14 protein-coding genes and 1 other RNA gene are annotated in these 16764 nt (G+C 67.6%); 6 read left to right on the forward strand and 9 right to left on the reverse strand.

Features of this window, described 5'->3' with window-relative positions:
- The first annotated feature begins 129 nt into the window (after positions 1-129).
- Together LL962_RS09105 and mutS are read left to right on the forward strand one after the other, a co-directional pair.
- A non-coding RNA gene (locus LL962_RS09105) (sX9 sRNA) lies at positions 130-205 on the forward strand.
- A 343-nt stretch (positions 206-548) separates the two neighbouring features.
- On the forward strand, positions 549-3170 hold the full coding sequence (mutS, locus tag LL962_RS09110) for a DNA mismatch repair protein MutS (RefSeq protein ID WP_228316674.1): 2622 nt from the start codon (positions 549-551) through the stop codon (positions 3168-3170).
- 131 nt (positions 3171-3301) lie between these two features.
- Here the strand turns inward: mutS and LL962_RS09115 are convergent, their stop codons facing one another.
- Positions 3302-3751: a DUF4440 domain-containing protein gene (locus LL962_RS09115; protein WP_228316675.1), complete on the reverse strand. Its 450-nt coding sequence runs from the start codon at positions 3749-3751 to the stop codon at positions 3302-3304.
- A gap of 293 nt (positions 3752-4044) precedes the next feature.
- Here LL962_RS09115 and LL962_RS09120 point away from each other — a divergent pair, with 293 nt between their 5' ends.
- Both LL962_RS09120 and katG read left to right on the forward strand, forming a co-directional pair.
- Positions 4045-4656 carry a DUF937 domain-containing protein gene (locus LL962_RS09120; protein ID WP_228316676.1) on the forward strand — a complete coding sequence of 204 codons (612 nt, stop codon included), beginning with the start codon at positions 4045-4047 and terminating at the stop codon, positions 4654-4656.
- A 356-nt stretch (positions 4657-5012) separates the two neighbouring features.
- Positions 5013-7259 (forward strand): catalase/peroxidase HPI, encoded by a 2247-nt coding sequence (gene katG, locus LL962_RS09125; protein WP_228316677.1) that lies wholly within the window; start codon positions 5013-5015, stop codon positions 7257-7259.
- Between the two features lie 94 nt (positions 7260-7353).
- On the opposite strand, the gene LL962_RS09130 is transcribed toward katG, so the two are convergent.
- Complete coding sequence (locus tag LL962_RS09130) at positions 7354-7761, reverse strand: RNA-binding S4 domain-containing protein (protein WP_104584239.1); 408 nt, start codon at positions 7759-7761, stop codon at positions 7354-7356.
- Positions 7762-8324: 563 nt separating this feature from the next.
- On the opposite strand from LL962_RS09130, the gene LL962_RS09135 reads away from it, so the two are divergent.
- Positions 8325-9800: an MATE family efflux transporter gene (locus tag LL962_RS09135; protein ID WP_228316678.1), complete on the forward strand. Its 1476-nt coding sequence runs from the start codon at positions 8325-8327 to the stop codon at positions 9798-9800.
- A gap of 165 nt (positions 9801-9965) precedes the next feature.
- Here LL962_RS09135 and rplS read toward each other — a convergent pair whose 3' ends face one another.
- The 7 genes from rplS to ffh all read right to left on the reverse strand — a co-directional run bounded on the left by rplS (position 9966) and on the right by ffh (position 15778).
- Positions 9966-10373: a 50S ribosomal protein L19 gene (rplS, locus tag LL962_RS09140; RefSeq protein ID WP_003484215.1), complete on the reverse strand. Its 408-nt coding sequence runs from the start codon at positions 10371-10373 to the stop codon at positions 9966-9968.
- A gap of 144 nt (positions 10374-10517) precedes the next feature.
- The gene (gene trmD / locus LL962_RS09145; protein ID WP_228316679.1) at positions 10518-11276 is read right to left on the reverse strand and encodes a tRNA (guanosine(37)-N1)-methyltransferase TrmD; all 759 of its coding nucleotides are present in this window, start codon (positions 11274-11276) and stop codon (positions 10518-10520) included.
- Positions 11277-11326: 50 nt separating this feature from the next.
- Positions 11327-11839 (reverse strand): ribosome maturation factor RimM, encoded by a 513-nt coding sequence (gene rimM, locus LL962_RS09150; protein ID WP_228316680.1) that lies wholly within the window; start codon positions 11837-11839, stop codon positions 11327-11329.
- A 42-nt stretch (positions 11840-11881) separates the two neighbouring features.
- Positions 11882-12142: a 30S ribosomal protein S16 gene (gene rpsP, locus LL962_RS09155; protein ID WP_104584247.1), complete on the reverse strand. Its 261-nt coding sequence runs from the start codon at positions 12140-12142 to the stop codon at positions 11882-11884.
- 108 nt (positions 12143-12250) lie between these two features.
- Complete coding sequence (locus LL962_RS09160) at positions 12251-13048, reverse strand: aminotransferase class IV family protein (protein WP_228316681.1); 798 nt, start codon at positions 13046-13048, stop codon at positions 12251-12253.
- Positions 13039-14103: an NAD(P)H-dependent flavin oxidoreductase gene (locus tag LL962_RS09165; RefSeq protein WP_228316682.1), complete on the reverse strand. Its 1065-nt coding sequence runs from the start codon at positions 14101-14103 to the stop codon at positions 13039-13041. Before LL962_RS09165 ends, LL962_RS09160 begins: the two co-directional genes overlap by 10 nt.
- Positions 14104-14401: 298 nt before the next feature.
- A complete protein-coding gene (gene ffh, locus LL962_RS09170; RefSeq protein WP_104584249.1) occupies positions 14402-15778 on the reverse strand; it encodes a signal recognition particle protein in 1377 nt (458 codons plus the stop codon).
- Between the two features lie 161 nt (positions 15779-15939).
- Here ffh and LL962_RS09175 point away from each other — a divergent pair, with 161 nt between their 5' ends.
- The gene (locus LL962_RS09175; RefSeq protein ID WP_104584251.1) at positions 15940-16731 is read left to right on the forward strand and encodes a cytochrome C assembly family protein; all 792 of its coding nucleotides are present in this window, start codon (positions 15940-15942) and stop codon (positions 16729-16731) included.
- Positions 16732-16764: the final 33 nt, after the last annotated feature.

Raw genomic sequence — 16764 nt, forward strand, 5'->3', positions numbered from 1 at the left:
CGGCACATTCCACCGCCCGGCATCACACACCACCACCGGGCCACGCCGAAACGGCTAAGAACGGCTAAGAACGGCTGACAAGACGACTGCGCAGCCGCCAGGCGGGCAAGGCCGGTGCTCGGAATCGGCATGTACCACTCGTACACTCCGGCTTCTACGCGCCGTCCACACCCACCTGACGACTGCTCGCTACGTTTTATCAGCCGCTCTAGACCCGTCTGGATCGGAGCGCAAGGCAGGTTTGCTCGGGCATCAGGCGCGTTGCGCCTGCTCTCGCCGCCCACGATGCGTCGCGGTTTGGCAATCAGTCGCTTCCGGCGCGCGCGCGGTCGCAACTTGCCGCTCCTGCCCCCTACCCGATGCCACCGGCGACGGGCTGACGCGTGCGGTCGACGCGCAGCGGAACGTGGTCCCGGCCGCCTCGGCTAAACTTGCACGCTACCAGCTCCCTCGACCGCCACAGCCGTACACGGAGGCGCCCGGCCGCGCAGGCGTTGCATGCCAGCGCCCGGCCTGTCCTCTCCGTCCCCAGATCCGGAAAGACGTTCTTGCAAACCTCTGACACCAAAGACAAATCCAGGCCCAGCACCGGTGTTCCCGAGCACACCCCGCTGATGAAGCAGTTCTTCGCCGCCAAGTCGGACTACCCCGATCTGCTGCTGTTCTTCCGCATGGGCGATTTCTACGAGCTGTTCTACGACGATGCGCGCAAGGCGGCGCGGCTGTTGGACATCACCCTGACCCAGCGCGGCAGCTCTGGCGGTGCGCCGATCCCGATGGCGGGGGTGCCGGTGCATGCCTACGAAGGCTATCTGGCGCGTCTGGTGGCGCTGGGCGAGTCGGTGGCCATCTGCGAGCAGATCGGCGATCCGGCGCTGGCCAAGGGGCTGGTCGAGCGCAAGGTGGTGCGCATCGTCACGCCCGGCACGGTCACCGACGAGGCACTGCTGGACGAGCGCCGCGACACCTTGTTGATGGCGATTGCGCGCAGCAAGCAGGGTTACGGCCTGGCCTGGGCGGACCTGGCCGGCGGTCGCTTCCTGGTCAACGAAGTGGACAGCGCCGATGCGCTGGAAGCGGAGATCGCGCGTCTGGAACCGGCCGAGCTGCTGGTGCCGGACGAAGACAGTTGGCCCGACTTCCTGCGCGGGCGTACCGGCGTGCGGCGGCGGCCACCATGGTTGTTCGACGCCGACAGCGGGCGGCGTCAGCTGCTGGCGTTCTTCAAGCTGCACGATCTGAGCGGCTTCGGTATCGACGACAAACCCTGCGCCACTGCCGCTGCCGGCGCGCTGCTCGGCTACGTGGAAGAAACCCAGAAACAACGCCTGCCGCATCTGACCTCAATCGCGATGGAAGTGGCCAGCGAGGCGATCTCGATGAACGCCGCCACGCGCCGGCATCTGGAACTGGACACGCGCGTTGACGGCGATACCCGCAACACCTTGCTCGGAGTGCTGGACAGCACGGTCACCCCGATGGGTGGGCGTCTGCTGCGGCGCTGGCTGCATCGGCCGCTCCGCCTGCGTGCGGTGCTGGGACAGCGGCACCAGGCCGTGGCCAGCCTGATCGGCTCCGCTGCCGATGCCGACGTGCGCGAGTCCTTCCGCGCGCTCGGCGACCTGGAACGCATCCTGACGCGCGTGGCGCTGCGTTCGGCGCGCCCGCGCGACTTTTCCACGCTGCGCGATGGCCTGGCGTTGTTGCCGAAGGTACGTGCCATCCTGGCACCGCTGGATTCGCCGCGCCTGCAGACCTTGTTCGCCGAACTCGGCGAGCACGATGCCACTGCGCACCTGTTGGTCAGCGCGGTGGCCGACCAGCCACCGCTCAAGCTCAGCGATGGCGGTGTCATCGCGTCCGGTTACGACGCAGAGCTGGACGAGCTGCGCCGCCTGTCCACCAATGCCGATCAGTTCCTGATCGACCTGGAGCAGCGCGAGCGCGAGGCCAGCGGCATCGCCACGCTCAAGGTCGGCTACAACCGCGTACACGGTTACTACATCGAGATCAGCAAGGGCCAGTCCGACAAGGCACCGCTGCACTATAGCCGCCGCCAGACCCTGACCAATGCCGAGCGCTACATCACCGAGGAACTCAAGAGTTTCGAAGACAAGGTGCTGTCGGCGCGCGAGCGTTCGCTGTCGCGCGAAAAGCTGCTGTACGAAGGCCTGCTCGACGCGCTGGGCCACGAACTGGAAGGCCTCAAACGCTGCGCCGCTGCGCTGAGCGAACTGGACGTGCTGGCCGCCTTCGCCGAGCGCGCGCAGGCGCTGGACTGGTCGCAACCGGAGCTGGACGACGCGCCCTGCCTGCGCATCGAACGCGGCCGTCACCCGGTGGTGGAAGCGGTGCGCGAGCAACCCTTCGAACCCAACGACCTTGACCTGCACAGCGACCGCCGCATGCTGGTGATCACCGGCCCGAACATGGGCGGTAAATCGACCTACATGCGACAGAACGCCCTGATCGTGCTGCTGGCGCATATCGGCAGCTTCGTACCGGCCAGCCGCGCGGTGATCGGGCCGATCGACCGCATCCTCACCCGCATCGGCGCCGGCGACGATCTGGCGCGCGGGCAATCCACCTTCATGGTGGAAATGGCCGAAACCAGCTACATCCTGCATCACGCCACACCGCAGTCGCTGGTACTGATGGACGAGATCGGTCGCGGCACCTCCACCTACGACGGCCTGGCCCTGGCCGACGCGGTAGCGCGCCATCTGGCGCACAGCAATCGCTGCTACACGCTGTTCGCCACGCATTACTTCGAGCTCACCGCACTGGCCGACGAATCGCATGCCGGCGGCACCAGCGGCATCGCCAATGTGCATCTGGACGCGGTGGAACACGGCGAGCGCCTGGTGTTCATGCATGCAGTCAAGGACGGCCCGGCCAATCGCAGCTTCGGCCTGCAGGTGGCCGCGTTGGCCGGTCTGCCGAAGGCGGCGGTCGCCCAGGCGCGGCGGCGACTGGCCGAACTGGAGCAACGCGGAAGCGAAAGTCATGCTGCGCAGATGGCGCCCGCGGCGCTGGACGCGCCGCAACAGTTCGGGTTATTCACCGCACCCTCTTCCGCCGCGCAGGAAGCGCTGCAGGCGCTGGATCCGGACGAATTGACGCCCAAGCAGGCCCTGGAAGCGCTCTATCGGTTGAAAGCCTTGCTCTGACGGCAGGCCATGGCTGCCACGCCGATGCTGCATGGCACGCGTCGCCCGGGCGGCCGACCTGGGCGACGCGCGCGTTTCGGCACAACGCGCCATCGGCCTGCTCGCCCTCATCCCGACGTGCGCGGCACGTGTCAGCCTTCTTCCGAACACCGCGACGAATGGTGGCCGGTGATCAACCAGCGGCCCTCGATTTCCTCGAACGTAAACAGGAAGCGCGCATGCACCGGTTCGCTGACACCGCCGCGCTCGAACACGAAGGTGTACAGACCGCCGATCACCACCGTGCCCAACTTCGCACTCACCCGCTTCTTTTGCACGGTGACGCCGCAACTCAGCCCGTCGGCGGCCAGGAACGAGGCGAAGTACGCGCGGCGATCCGCATCGCGCCCACGGATGTCGTCAGACAGCGTCGGCACCAGGATGGCATCCGGCGCGTACAGGGCCAGCACGGCGTCGATATCTCGACGCCCCACCGTCTCGGTCCAGCGCAGCAACATCTTGTCGGCTTCAGCCAGGCAGTAGGCGGCGGTACGCGCGGCGGCAACGGGGCTGTGATCGGCAAGGGTGGCGTCGGCGGTCATGGCGGCTCCTGGAACGGGACAGACGGACGGAATGTAAATGTTACTTTATAACACTAAAGTCAGCGCAACGTAGCCCTCCCGCCGCCCACAGGCACCGGCGATGCCGCCCCACGTCCCTGCCCAGCGGCACGCCCACGGCGTGATGCCTGGATAAGCTGGTCCAGCGCACGCATCGTGCTGCGCCGGCCCAGCCCAGCGCCGCTTGCGAACGGCAACCGGCAGCCCCACCGATTGCTCTGGACGCTGGGCAGGCGCACCCTGCCGCAACGCTCGCTCAACAGGAACCGGTACCGATGACCACTTCCGATTCGCTCACCTCGCAACTCCTCGCGCAGCTGCAGGGCCCGTATCTGCAACAACTCGTTGGCCGCCTCGGGATCGCGCCCGACCAGGCGCAATCGGCGGTACAGACCGCGCTACCGCTACTGATGGGCGCTCTGGGTCGCAACAGCCAGCAGGCCGGCGGCAGTGACGCGTTGTTGGGTGCACTGCAGCGCGACCATGCCGGCAGCCCCGACATCGGCAGCCTGGTCGGCTCGCTGCTGGGCGGCACCGCCAACGGTGCGCAGGCCGATGGCGCCGGCATCGTCGGCCACCTGTTCGGCGCCAAGGCACCGCAGGCGGCCGCCGGACTGGGCCAGGTCACCGGGCTCCAAGCCGACAAGGCCAGCCAACTGCTGCAACTGCTGGCTCCCATCGTGATGGCGTATCTGGCCAAGCGTTTCGTCGGCGGCGATGCGGCGTCCGGCAGCCAGCTGGGGCCAGCCTTGGCGCAGGAACAGCGTCATGTCGCCGCTGGCGCCGCCGGCAGCCTGCTGACCAGCGTGCTGGATCGGGACGGCGACGGGCAATTGGGCCTGGGCGATGTCATGAAGCTGGGCGGCAGCCTGTTCGGCAACCGCTGAGCGCGTCCGTCGCCATGCCGCTCGGCACCGGCATGCTATCCATAGCGGCGCGCTATCGATACGTTCGAATAATTCGAATTCAATAAACGATCAGCGCTCTTTATGGTGAGCCTATGCCTGCACATGTGCCCGCTCGCTACACCGTTCCCAGCGCAGATTGTTCGTTGCGCTGTCCCGGTGGTCGGCGCCACCGGCTAGCATCGGCATGGTGCATTCGGCCCCATTCGTGGCCACCGTTTTCGCTTTTCGTGTACCGATGACCATGCCCTGAGCATTGCCCGCCAATTCGAGTCCTCAGCACGTGCCGGCCGTTCGGCATGCTGCTCCCCAAGTGCCCACGCACACAGGTAAACGCCATGACAACCGAAGCAAAGTGCCCGTTCAACCACGCCGTCGTCGGTACCGGAACCACCAACCGCGATTGGTGGCCCAAGCAACTGCGCGTGGATCTGCTCAGCCAGCATTCGAGCAAGTCCAACCCACTGGACCAGGCGTTCAACTATGCCGACGCGTTCAAGCGCATCGATCTGGCAGCCTTGAAGCAGGAATTGCGCGCACTGATGACCGATTCGCAGGACTGGTGGCCGGCCGACTTCGGCCATTACGGCCCGCTGTTCGTGCGCATGGCCTGGCATAGCGCCGGCACCTACCGCATCGGCGACGGGCGCGGCGGCGGCGGCCGTGGGCAGCAGCGTTTCGCGCCGCTGAACAGCTGGCCGGACAACGTCAGCCTGGACAAGGCGCGCCGCTTGTTGTGGCCGATCAAGCAGAAGTACGGCCAGGCGATCTCCTGGGCCGACCTGATGATCCTCACCGGCAACGTCGCGCTGGAATCGATGGGCTTCAAGACCTTCGGCTTCGCCGGCGGCCGCGAAGACACCTGGGAGCCGGACCAGGATCTGTACTGGGGCCGCGAGACCAAATGGCTGGGGGGCGACGATCGCTACTCGCGCGGCTCGCCGGGCGTGGACGAAGCGCACGGCGTGCTGGTGAAGGACGACGACAGCGAGGTTCCGCACACCCGTGATCTGGAGAATCCGCTGGCCGCCGTGCAGATGGGCCTGATCTACGTCAATCCGGAAGGCCCGGATGGCAAACCTGACCCGGTGGCTGCCGCACGCGATATCCGCGACACCTTCGCGCGCATGGCCATGAACGACGAAGAGACCGTGGCCCTGATCGCCGGCGGCCACACCTTCGGCAAGACCCATGGTGCCGCCCCGGCCGACAACGTCGGTGCGGAACCGGAAGCCGGCGAGCTGGAAAGCCAGGGTCTGGGCTGGCACAACCGCTACGGCAGCGGCAAGGGCGCCGACACCATCACCAGCGGCCTGGAAGTCACCTGGACCACCACCCCGGCGCAGTGGAGCAACGACTTCTTCGACCACCTGTTCACCTTCGACTGGGAACTGAGCAAGAGCCCGGCCGGCGCGCACCAGTGGGTGGCCAGGAACGCCGACGCCATCATTCCCGATGCGCACGATGCATCCAGGAAGCATCGCCCGACCATGCTGACCACCGATCTGGCGCTGCGCTTCGATCCGGCGTACGAAGCGATCTCGCGTCGTTTCCACCAGCACCCGGAGCAGTTTGCCGACGCCTTCGCACGCGCCTGGTTCAAGCTCACCCACCGCGACATGGGCCCGCGTTCGCGCTACCTGGGCCCCGAAGTGCCGGCCGAAGAATTGCTGTGGCAGGACCCGGTGCCGGCGGTGGACCACGCGCTGGTCGACGCACAGGATGCGGCCGCGCTGAAGCAGACCATTCTGTCCTCGGGCCTGAGCGTGGCGCAGTTGGTGTCCACCGCGTGGGCGTCGGCGTCGACCTTCCGCGGCTCGGACAAGCGTGGCGGCGCCAACGGCGCACGCATCCGCCTGGCGCCGCAGAAGGACTGGCAGGCCAACCAGCCCGAGCAGTTGTCCAAGGTGCTGGCCACGCTGGAACGTATCCAGGCCGACTTCAACGCTGCGCAGTCGGGGGGCAAGCGGATCTCGCTGGCCGACCTGATCGTGCTGGCCGGCAACGCGGCGGTAGAACAGGCCGCGCAGGCGGCGGGCCAGCAGGTGACCGTGCCGTTCGCACCCGGCCGTACCGATGCCTCGCAGGAGCAGACCGATGTGGAATCGTTCGCGGTGCTGGAACCGGTCGCCGACGGCTTCCGCAACTTCGCCAAACGCCGCTATGCGGTGCCGGCCGAAGCGCTGCTGATCGACAAGGCGCAGCTGCTGACCCTGAGCGCGCCGGAGCTGACCGTGCTGATCGGCGGCCTGCGCGTGCTGGGGGCGAACGCCGAGGGTTCCACGCATGGCGTGTTCACCAGCCGCCCCGGCGTGCTGAGCAACGACTTCTTCGCCAACCTGCTCGATATGCGCACCGAATGGAAGGCCACTTCCGACGCGAAGGAACTGTTCGAAGGCCGCGATCGCAGCACCGGCGAGCATCGCTGGACCGGCACGCGGGTGGATCTGGTGTTCGGCTCCAACTCCATCCTGCGCGCAGTGGCCGAGGTCTACGCCAGTGCCGATGCACAGGAAAAGTTCGTGCAGGACTTCGTCACGGCCTGGACCAAGGTGATGCAGCTGGACCGTTTCGACCTGGCGTAGCCCGCCGTCGCCATTGAGTTGGCTTCGAGCAACCACGCGCGACGAACGCCCCGGACAACCGGGGCGTTTGCGTGTGTCGCAATACCACTCGCCGCTACAGCGCGTCGATATCGCCGAGCGCGTTGATCAAACGCCGTGCGCGCTTGTCGGGCTTGCCTTCCGGCGCCCGGTAACCGGTGCGTTCGGCGGCGCGCTGCAGTCGCCATTGCGCGCGCGCCTCGCGCGAGGGTTCGCCCTCCACGTACAGCGCCTGCGCTACCGGTGCCGGGCCGCGCACTTCGCTGAGTGCGGCCACCGTGATCTCGAAGATTTCGCCGCCACGATCGATGCGCAGGTGCTCGCCGCAGCGCACGCTGCGCGAGGGCTTGGGGCGCTGGCCGCCCACGTTCACCTTGCCGGTGTCCACCGCGTTCTTGGCCAGGCTACGGGTCTTGAAGAAGCGCGCGGCCCAGAGCCACACATCCAGCCTGACCGTCTTGCCCTGTTCCAGCTCCGGATTCATGCGCCTTGCCGCCTCGATCTATCAGGTAAACGATGTTTGGGCAGCCACCGGGAACTCAAGCTGGGCAGTAAGCGTTGTAGTCGGCGTCGATTGCCAGGCCGATGGCCGGCGCCACCCCCATCCGCCCTGCGGGCACCTTCCCCCGCAAGCGGGGGAAGGAAGCGGCGCGCACGTAGAATGCCGGTGAACAGCCACACGCCACCCGAGCAATCGCCTGCCAGCACTACCCTTCTCCCGCCCGCGGGAGAAGGTGGCGCGCAGCGCCGGACGAGGGGCTTGTCTACCCGCACGCAACGTCAACCGAGCAAGCCCTCGCCTGCACCGCCCTTCTCCCGCCTGCAGGAGAAGGTGGCGCGCAGCGCCGGATGAGGGGCTTGTCTGCCCGCACGCAACTTCAACCGAGCAAGCCCTTGCTTATACCGCCCTTCTCCCGCCTGCGGGAGAAGGTGGCGCGCAGCGCCGGATGAGGGCGCCCTTTCCCCGCAGCGCAAACCGGATGGCACTGCGTCGGATCTCAGCCGGCAGTGCTAATGTGCGCAGCTCCTGCGCGACGACACCGAGCGATGCCCAAATCCGCCATCCTGACCGAGGGCCCGATCGGCAGGAACCTGTTTTTGTTCGCACTGCCCATCCTGGCAGGCAACATCGCTCAATCGCTCAATGGTTCGATCAACGCGATCTGGGTGGGCCGGTACCTCGGCGAAGCGGCGCTCACTGCAGCTGCCAACGCCAACAGCATCATGTTCTTTCTGACCGGCTCTGTGTTCGGCATCGGCATGGCGGCCACCATCCTGATCGGCCAGGCCATGGGCGCACGCAACTCCATGCAGGCACGCAAGGTCATGGGCACCAGTGCGAGCTTCTTCGGCGGGCTCTCGGCCGCGATCGCCCTCCTGGGCTGGTATCTGTCACCGCACCTGCTCGCTGCGATGGGCACGCCTGCTGCATCGCAGGCCCTGGCCGAGGACTATCTGCGGGTGATCTTTCTGGCGATGCCCACGCTGTATCTGTTCGCGTTCTTTTCGGCGGCCTTGCGCGGCACCGGCGATGCGCGCACACCGTTCCGCTTTCTGCTGCTGTCGGTGGTGCTGGACGTCGTGTTCAACCCGCTGCTGCTGTTCGGCATCGGGCCGTTTCCGGCGCTGGGCATTGCCGGTTCGGCCTGGGCCACACTGATCGCGCAGGTCGCCGCACTGGCAGGGCTGTTGCTGTATCTGCGCCAGAAACGCCACGTTCTGTGGTTGGGGCGGCGCGACATGCGGCTGTTTCGCATCGACACCGCCATCCTGCGCGCGCTGATCGTCAAAGGCGTGCCGATGGGCTTGCAGATGGTGATGATCTCGCTGGCGATGATCGCCATGCTGTCGTTGGTCAACGGATTCGGCACCGCCACTTCCGCGGCATTCGGTGCGGGATTGCAACTGTGGAACTACGTGCAGATGCCGGCAATGGCGGTGGGCGCAGCCTGTTCGTCGATGGCCGCCCAGAACGTGGGCGCCGGCCTGTGGCCGCGCGTGGATGCCGTCGCACGCACCGGCATTGCCGCCAACTTCCTGATGACGGGCCTGCTGATCGTGCTGCTGATCGTGTTCGACCGCTGGACCCTGGCGTTGTTCCTGCCCGAAGGCAGCGCCACGCTGGAGATCGCACGGCACCTCAACCACATCGCGATCTGGTCGTTCCTGCTGTTCGGGGTGAGTTTCGTGGTGTCGGGCGTGGTGCGCGCCACCGGCGCGGTGATTCCGCCGCTGTTGATCCTGGGATTTTCGCTGTGGGGCGTGCGTGTGCCACTGGCCAATGTCCTGCTCCCACACCTGGGCGCGGACGCGGTGTGGTGGAGCTTTCCGATCAGTTCGGCATGCTCGATGCTGCTGTCGTTGGCGTACTACCGCTGGGGCGGCTGGCGCAAGGCCCGCATGCTGTCCACAGCCACGCCGCCACCCGAACTGGCTGCCGCTGCCGAGGTGCCCGCACATCCCGCCTCGCCGGTCGCCGATACCGCGCCGATCGCAGACGTTCCGCAGCCCCGCCAGCGCTGACATCGGCTGGCACCAGGCGGCACGCTGCCACACCGGCCGACCCCATGAGCATCGCCTACGCACGACCGGCGAATCCCCAATCCCCAATCCCGATTCCCACAACGCAGACGGCCGCCCGAAGGCGGCCGTCTGACAGTGGCGGGTTCGTCGACCCGCCAGTGTGGCTTACTCGGCCTTGGCAGCAGCCTGGCGAGCGGCCTTGGCCTGTGCAGCAGCGGCCAGATCTTCCTTGATGCGGGCAGCCTTGCCTTCCAGACCGCGCAGGTAGTACAGCTTGCCGGCGCGGACCTTGCCGCGGCGCTTCACTTCGACCGAATCGATGATGGCGCTGTGGGTCTGGAACACGCGCTCGACGCCGAAGCCGTGCGAGATCTTGCGCACGGTGAAGGAGGAGTTCAGGCCGGCATTCTTGGTACCGATCACCACGCCCTCATAGGCCTGCACGCGCTCGCGGTTGCCTTCCTTCACCTTGACGTTCACCACAACGGTGTCGCCCTGGTTGAATTCCGGCAGCTTGCGCTGGATCTGGGCGGCTTCGAAGTCAGCCAGGATGGTCTTGTTGAGTTTGCTCATGGTGGGCACCGCGTGTCTGGTGATATTGGACCGGCAGTCGCCGCACGGCGATTGCTCGAGGTTCGTAGGAGGGCCAGACGCAAGGCTGGCCAGCAAGCCGCATATTGTACCCCAATCGAATCTGCAAGAGCTAGGGGTGTGCCCTTATTCTCCGTCGTTCCGGGCGAGTTCGCGGCGAAACTCGTCCAACAAACGACGGTCGTTGTTGTCCAACCCGGCCTCGTCCAGCAGATCCGGGCGACGCAACCAGGTCCGGCCCAACGACTGCTGCCGGCGCCAGCGGGCGATGGCGCCGTGGTTGCCGGACCGCAGCACCTCCGGCACATCGCCCCACGCGTGCGTGGCTGGATGGCTGTAGTGCGGACAATCGAGCAGACCCTGCGGCCCCTCGAAACTGTCCTGCGCGGCGGACTCGGCGTCGTTCAGCACGCCATCCTGCAGCCGCGTCACCACATCGACAAGGACAGCAGCGCCCAACTCGCCTCCGGACAACACGTAGTCGCCGATGGAGATCTCCATGTCGACGGCCCGGCTCAAGAACCGCTCGTCCACGCCTTCGTAGCGACCACACAGCAACAGCATGCGCGGCAGCTGCGCCAGTTCGCGCGCCAGCGACTGCGTGAGCGGCCGCCCTTGCGGACTGAGATAGATCACCGGCGCCGGACGTGCGTCGGCGGCTTGCGCTGCATCCAGGCAGGCGCGCAATGGCTCGATCAGCATCACCATGCCGGGTCCACCGCCGAACGGCCGGTCGTCCACGCGGCGGTAGTTGCCCTGCGCATGATCGCGTGGATTCCAGCCGTGCAGTTCCAGCAGCCCACGCTCCTGCGCCCGCCCGACCACGCCGAACGCCGCGCATTGCGCGATGAACTCCGGGAACAGACTGATGACGTCGATGCGCACTGGCAGGGATTCGGGAATGGGTAAGGCAAGAGCGAAGCGGATGGCTTCGATCAGAAATCCGGGTCCCAGTCGACCACGATCAGATCGGCCTCGAAATCCACCGACTTGACGAAGTCCGGCAATACGAACGGAATCATCCGTTCGCGATCGCCGCGCACCACCACCACGTCGTTGGACCCGGTGGAAAACAGATGCGACACCGTACCCAGCTTGACCCCTTCGACGGTTTCGACCTGCAGGCCTTCCAGATCCACCCAGTAGTACTCGTCGGGCTTGGGCGGCGGCAGCGCGCTGCGCGCCACGAAGATCTCGGTGCCGTGCATGGCTTCGACCGTGTCGCGATCGGTGACCTCGGGAAACACCGCGATCAGATTCTTGCCCTGATCGCGTCCGCGGACCCCGCTGACCACCGACTCCTGGCCCGCCGGCGAGCGCACGATCCACGGCTGGTACCGGAAGATCGCGTTGCGCGGTTCGGTCCAGGACTCGAGCTTGAGCTCGCCCTTGACACCAAAAGCGCCGACAATCCTGCCCAGCAGGATGCGGCGCTCGGTCGGCTTCATCCGGGTCGACTCCGGGCCGGGCGCAAGGCCCGGCCCCCAGGATCAGGCCGCAGCGGCCTGGGACTTGGAGACTTCGCGGTACAGGTTGCGGACCTTGTCGGTCAGCTGCGCACCGTTGCCGACCCAATGGTCGACACGCGCGATATCGAGCACGACGCGCGGCTCTGCGCCCTGCGCGACCGGGTTGTAGTAACCCACGCGCTCGATGTTGCGGCCGTCGCGCGCGCTGCGCACGTCGGTCACGATGATGTGGTAGAACGGACGCTTCTTGGCGCCGCCGCGGGTCAGTCGAATCTTGACCATGGTGTCGTTTTCCTGAGTTGCCCAGTCGCCAGAATGGCGCGGTAAGCCGGCGAGTATAGCGGGCTGCGCCGACGAAGCCAAGCCACCATACCCGGTCTCGCGGGCTCCTCAGATCGGCTGCCAGGCCTGGGTCTGCAGCGCCCGCGCCAGCAACGGCAGTTGTGCCGCAGCCGGTGTCCAGCGTGCCGGCCCCAGCGCCACGATGGCCTGCTGCCCGCGCGCATTGCAGGCGAAGGCGCCCTCGAACCGCTCCAGCTCGCTCGACTCCACCGCACGACTGACCTGCGCCACGCCCAGCGCATCCAGACCCGCCCGCAGCAGTTGCTGCCGGGTGCCCAGCAGGGCCGGCCCCTGCGGCCAGACGAGCGTGCCGCGCTCCCACAGGCCCAGATTCCAGAACGCCCCCTCCAGCACCCTTCCCTGCCGATCCCGCAGCAGCACATCGTCGTGACCGGCCTGCAGCGCCAGCCGGCGCAGATCCAATAGCGGGAAGGTGCCGACATGCTTGAGTTCCGGCCGTTCGCGCACATAGTCCACGACCTGCACGCGCAGCCCGGCCTCGGGCATGTCGGCCGGCGGCGACAGGGCGACCAGCACCGCCAGCGCGACCTCGCGCAAGGGATCGCGGAAATCGTAATCGGGCGCGAACACGGTGATGCGCAGGCTGGCATCGGCAGTGGCCGATGCCGCCAGCGCGGCGCGCAATTGCGCCCTCACCTGCTGCGGTTCGAGCGCCTGGCCGAACAGCGCGCGGCTGCCTTCCTGCAGCCGCTGCAGATGCAGATCCAGCCCCAGCGCGGCGCCATTGCGCACCTGCAGCGTGGTGAAGTGGCCGTAGTTGACCAGCGCCGCGGCAGCGAGCTGCTGCGCGCTGGCCGGTACGCCATTGCAGAACATCAGCGCCATGCCTGCGCCTGCGCCCACCACTGCGTGACGACATCCGCGGCCGGCCGGGCGGGTGCCAGCCAGGCCGATTGGCCCGCCCAGGCCTGCATCGCCGCCAGCCGATCATCGCTGGCGGCGGCCTGGCGCATCGGCGCGGTCAGGCCGCGCTGCACCGGGTACGGCGCCGGCGGCGGCGCACCGGCAGCGGCAGCGGCCTGGACATAGGGCGTTGCCAGCGCACGACCCAGCCGGCCGGAAAATGCGCGGGTGGGCCAGGTGTGCTCGGGCTCGGACCGTGCCAGCGCTTCGGCCCAGGCACTGGGCACGCCGGCTTCGGGCGTACGCAGCAGGCCGGTGCCGATCTGCACCGCGCTGGCCCCCAGGGTCAGCGCCGCTGCGATGCCTCGCGCGTCGGCAACCCCACCGGCGGCGATGACCGGGATGTCCAGGTGATCGACCAGGCGCGGCAACAGCGCGAACAGGCCGGTCATCTGACGCTCGGCCTGGCCGGCCTCGAATGCGCCACGATGGCCGCCGGCCTCCGCCCCCTGGGCGACCACCGCATCGGCACCGGCGTCCTGTGCCGCGCGCGCCTCCTGCAAGGTGGTGGCGCAGGCGAACCAGGCGATGCCGGCCGCCTTCAGGCGTGCCACCTGATCGGGGCCGAACACGCCCATGATCGAGGACGCCACCGCCGGACGCGCGGCGAGCAAGGCGTCGAACTGCGCATCGAAGTCGGCCGGCGCAGCGTCGCCTGCCGACGCGGGCACCGCCGGCCCCCACTGCGCGAGAAATCCACGCAAGCGCGCCTCTGCCGCTGCATCGCGCGCAGGCGCCGGATCGGGAATCCACAGATTGACCTGTGCCGGGCCCGTGCTCGCCGCACGGAAGCCGGCCATCCACGTCGCGATGTCCTGCGGCTGCGACAATACCGCGCCCATCGCTCCCATGCCCCCGGCATTGGCGACCGCCGCCGACAGCGCCACCGGGCAGGCCCCCGCCATGGGGCTGAGCAGGATCGGCAGGCGCAGGCCGAAGCGCTGCTGGAAGGCATCCACGTTCGAAGATCTGCTCATCACCACCATCGACAGCGACCGGATGGCGCATGGTACTGCGCTGCTCGACGGCGATGCGCACGCGTGCGCCAGCGCGTACTGCCGAAGACGTGTGCACAAGATCGGCGCGCCAGGATCGGCAGCGATGGCCGGTCCTGGTCAGCTGCGGGACTTTGCCCCCAGAAAGGACTGCCTCTGGTCAACTCGTAGCGCCCGACCGACATCGCCTTGAGCGTCGCCGCCCGAGCCGATCGGCAGCGGGCCGGCGCTGACCATGCGCGCCCGCGAGAATCGGCACGGCGCGCAGTGCCAGACCCACTCAGCGGAACGGCATGCCGCCGCGGCCACCCATGGCGCCCATCATGCCCTTCATGTTGCGCATCAGGCCCTTCATGCCGCCGCCGGCCAGCTTGCCCATCATCTTTTCCATCTGCTGGTACTGCTTCATCAGCTTGTTGACGTCGGCCGGCTGCATGCCCGAGCCACGTGCGATACGGGCGCGACGCGAGCCGTTGAGCAAGGCCGGGTTGCGGCGCTCCTTCTTGGTCATCGAATTGATGATGGCGATCATGCGCGGCACTTCCTTGCCGGTGACCTGTTGCTTGACGTTGTCCGGGATCTGGCCCATGCCCGGCAGCTTGTCCATCAGCCCATGGATGCCGCCCATGTTCTGCATCTGCTCGAGCTGTTCCTTCATGTCGTTGAGGTCGAACTTCTTGCCCTTGGCGACCTTGGCGGCCAGCTTGGCGGCCTTTTCCTGGTCGACGCTGTGCTCGACCTGCTCCACCAGCGACAGCACGTCGCCCATGTCCAGGATGCGGCTGGCAACGCGGTCGGGGTGGAACACGTCCAGGCCGTCGGTCTTCTCGCCGGTACCGACGAACTTGATCGGCTTGCCGGTGATGTAGCGCACGCTCAGCGCCGCGCCGCCGCGAGCGTCGCCGTCGGTCTTGGTCAGTACCACGCCGGTCAGCGGCAGCGCCTCGCCGAAGGCCTTGGCGGTATTGGCCGCATCCTGGCCGGTCATGGCATCGACCACGAACAGGGTTTCGGTGGGGTTGACCGCGGCGTGCAGCGCCTTGATCTCCTCCATCATCGCCTGATCGATCGCCAGGCGGCCGGCGGTATCGACCAGCAGCACATCCACGAACGACTTGCGCGCATCGCTGATGGCCGCGCGCACGATGTCCACCGGCTTCTGCGAGGCGTCGGAGGCGAAGAACAGCACGCCGACCTGCTCGGCCAGGGTCTTGAGCTGCTCGATCGCGGCCGGGCGATAGACGTCGGCCGAGACCACCATGACCTTCTTCTTGCGCTTTTCCTTCAGGTGCTTGGCGAGCTTGCCCACCGTGGTGGTCTTGCCGGCGCCCTGCAGACCGGCCATCAGCACGATGGCCGGTGCCGGCACGTTGAGATTGAGGTCGCTGGCGGCCGCACCCATCACCGCGGTGAGCTCGTCGCGCACCACCTTGATCAGCGCCTGGCCCGGGGTCAGCGACTTGAGGACTTCCTGGCCCACGGCGCGCACCTTGATGCGCTCGATCAGCGCCTGCACCACCGGCAGCGCGACGTCGGCCTCCAGCAGCGCGATGCGCACTTCGCGGGTGGCTTCGCGGATGTTCTCCTCGGTCAGGCGACCGCGGCCGCGCAGGCGCTCCATGGTGCCGGAGAGACGTTGGGTAAGGGACTCGAACATGCGCAAGGGACCGCGTGAGGGGAAACGGGCGTCGATTATAGCGGCACCGGCCAAGCCCCCGCCCCCAGCCGACCGGCTGGCGACCGCCTCGGTCTCCACGTCACCCCCGCCCTGCGAATCCCGAATCCCGAATCCCAGCCCCCATATGCGAAACTTCCACGATGACAATCGTTCTCATCGCGTTCGCTCTGTATCTGCTGGCTGCGGCCCTGCTCACCCGGGCGGTCTTGCGCGATGGCAACCAGACCCCGGCTGGCTGGCTGGCGCCGGCGCTCGCAGCGGTGGCGTTGCACGCCGGCTATCACGTGCTGGTGGCCGTGCGCACCGCTGGCGGCCCGGACATGCACTTCTTCGCCGCACTGTCGCTCACCGGGCTGGGCATGGCCGGGCTGACCGCAGTGTTCGGTGGCCGTGGGCGCATGGCGGCGGTGGGCGTGGTGGTGTTTCCGCTGTCGGCGATCCTGCTGGCCTGTTATCACGGCTACGGACACGAACCCAGCGCAGACCTGGGCTGGCGGCTGGAGCTGCACGCCTGGATGGCCCTGCTGGCCTACGCCACGCTGGGCATCGCCGCGCTGCTGGCGATCATGTTGTGGTTGCAGGAACGGGCGCTGCGGCGACGCGACTTCCACCCCTGGCTGCGTGCGCTACCGCCGCTGACCGAGCTGGAGACGCTGCTGTTCCGCACGATCACGGTCGGCTTCGTGTTGCTGAGCCTGACCCTGCTGACCGGCCTGCTGTTCGTGCAGGACTTCCTGGCGCAGCGCCTGCTGCACAAGACCGTGCTCAGCATCCTGTCGTGGATCGCGTTCGGCGCACTGCTGGTCGGCCGCTGGCGCAACGGTTGGCGCGGCACCAAGGCGGTGCACTGGACGCTGACCGCGATGGCGCTGCTGGTGCTGTCGTTCTTCGGCAGCAAGTTCGTGATCGAACTGGTGCTGGGGCCGCGCTGAGCACGCGCATGCCGCTGCGCTGGAGCGCCTGCG

Source organism: Xanthomonas sp. NCPPB 1067 (assembly GCF_020783795.1).
GTDB lineage: Bacteria > Pseudomonadota > Gammaproteobacteria > Xanthomonadales > Xanthomonadaceae > Xanthomonas > Xanthomonas melonis.

Coding starts and splice junctions, on each gene's coding strand:
- LL962_RS09115 (WP_228316675.1), bottom strand. CDS start 3,751: ATGACCGCCGACGCCACCCTTGCCGATCACAGCCCCGTTGCCGCCGCG.
- LL962_RS09120 (WP_228316676.1), top strand. CDS start 4,045: ATGACCACTTCCGATTCGCTCACCTCGCAACTCCTCGCGCAGCTGCAG.
- katG (WP_228316677.1), top strand. CDS start 5,013: ATGACAACCGAAGCAAAGTGCCCGTTCAACCACGCCGTCGTCGGTACC.
- LL962_RS09130 (WP_104584239.1), bottom strand. CDS start 7,761: ATGAATCCGGAGCTGGAACAGGGCAAGACGGTCAGGCTGGATGTGTGG.
- LL962_RS09135 (WP_228316678.1), top strand. CDS start 8,325: ATGCCCAAATCCGCCATCCTGACCGAGGGCCCGATCGGCAGGAACCTG.
- rplS (WP_003484215.1), bottom strand. CDS start 10,373: ATGAGCAAACTCAACAAGACCATCCTGGCTGACTTCGAAGCCGCCCAG.
- rimM (WP_228316680.1), bottom strand. CDS start 11,839: ATGAAGCCGACCGAGCGCCGCATCCTGCTGGGCAGGATTGTCGGCGCT.
- rpsP (WP_104584247.1), bottom strand. CDS start 12,142: ATGGTCAAGATTCGACTGACCCGCGGCGGCGCCAAGAAGCGTCCGTTC.
- LL962_RS09160 (WP_228316681.1), bottom strand. CDS start 13,048: ATGGCGCTGATGTTCTGCAATGGCGTACCGGCCAGCGCGCAGCAGCTC.
- LL962_RS09165 (WP_228316682.1), bottom strand. CDS start 14,103: ATGAGCAGATCTTCGAACGTGGATGCCTTCCAGCAGCGCTTCGGCCTG.
- ffh (WP_104584249.1), bottom strand. CDS start 15,778: ATGTTCGAGTCCCTTACCCAACGTCTCTCCGGCACCATGGAGCGCCTG.
- LL962_RS09175 (WP_104584251.1), top strand. CDS start 15,940: ATGACAATCGTTCTCATCGCGTTCGCTCTGTATCTGCTGGCTGCGGCC.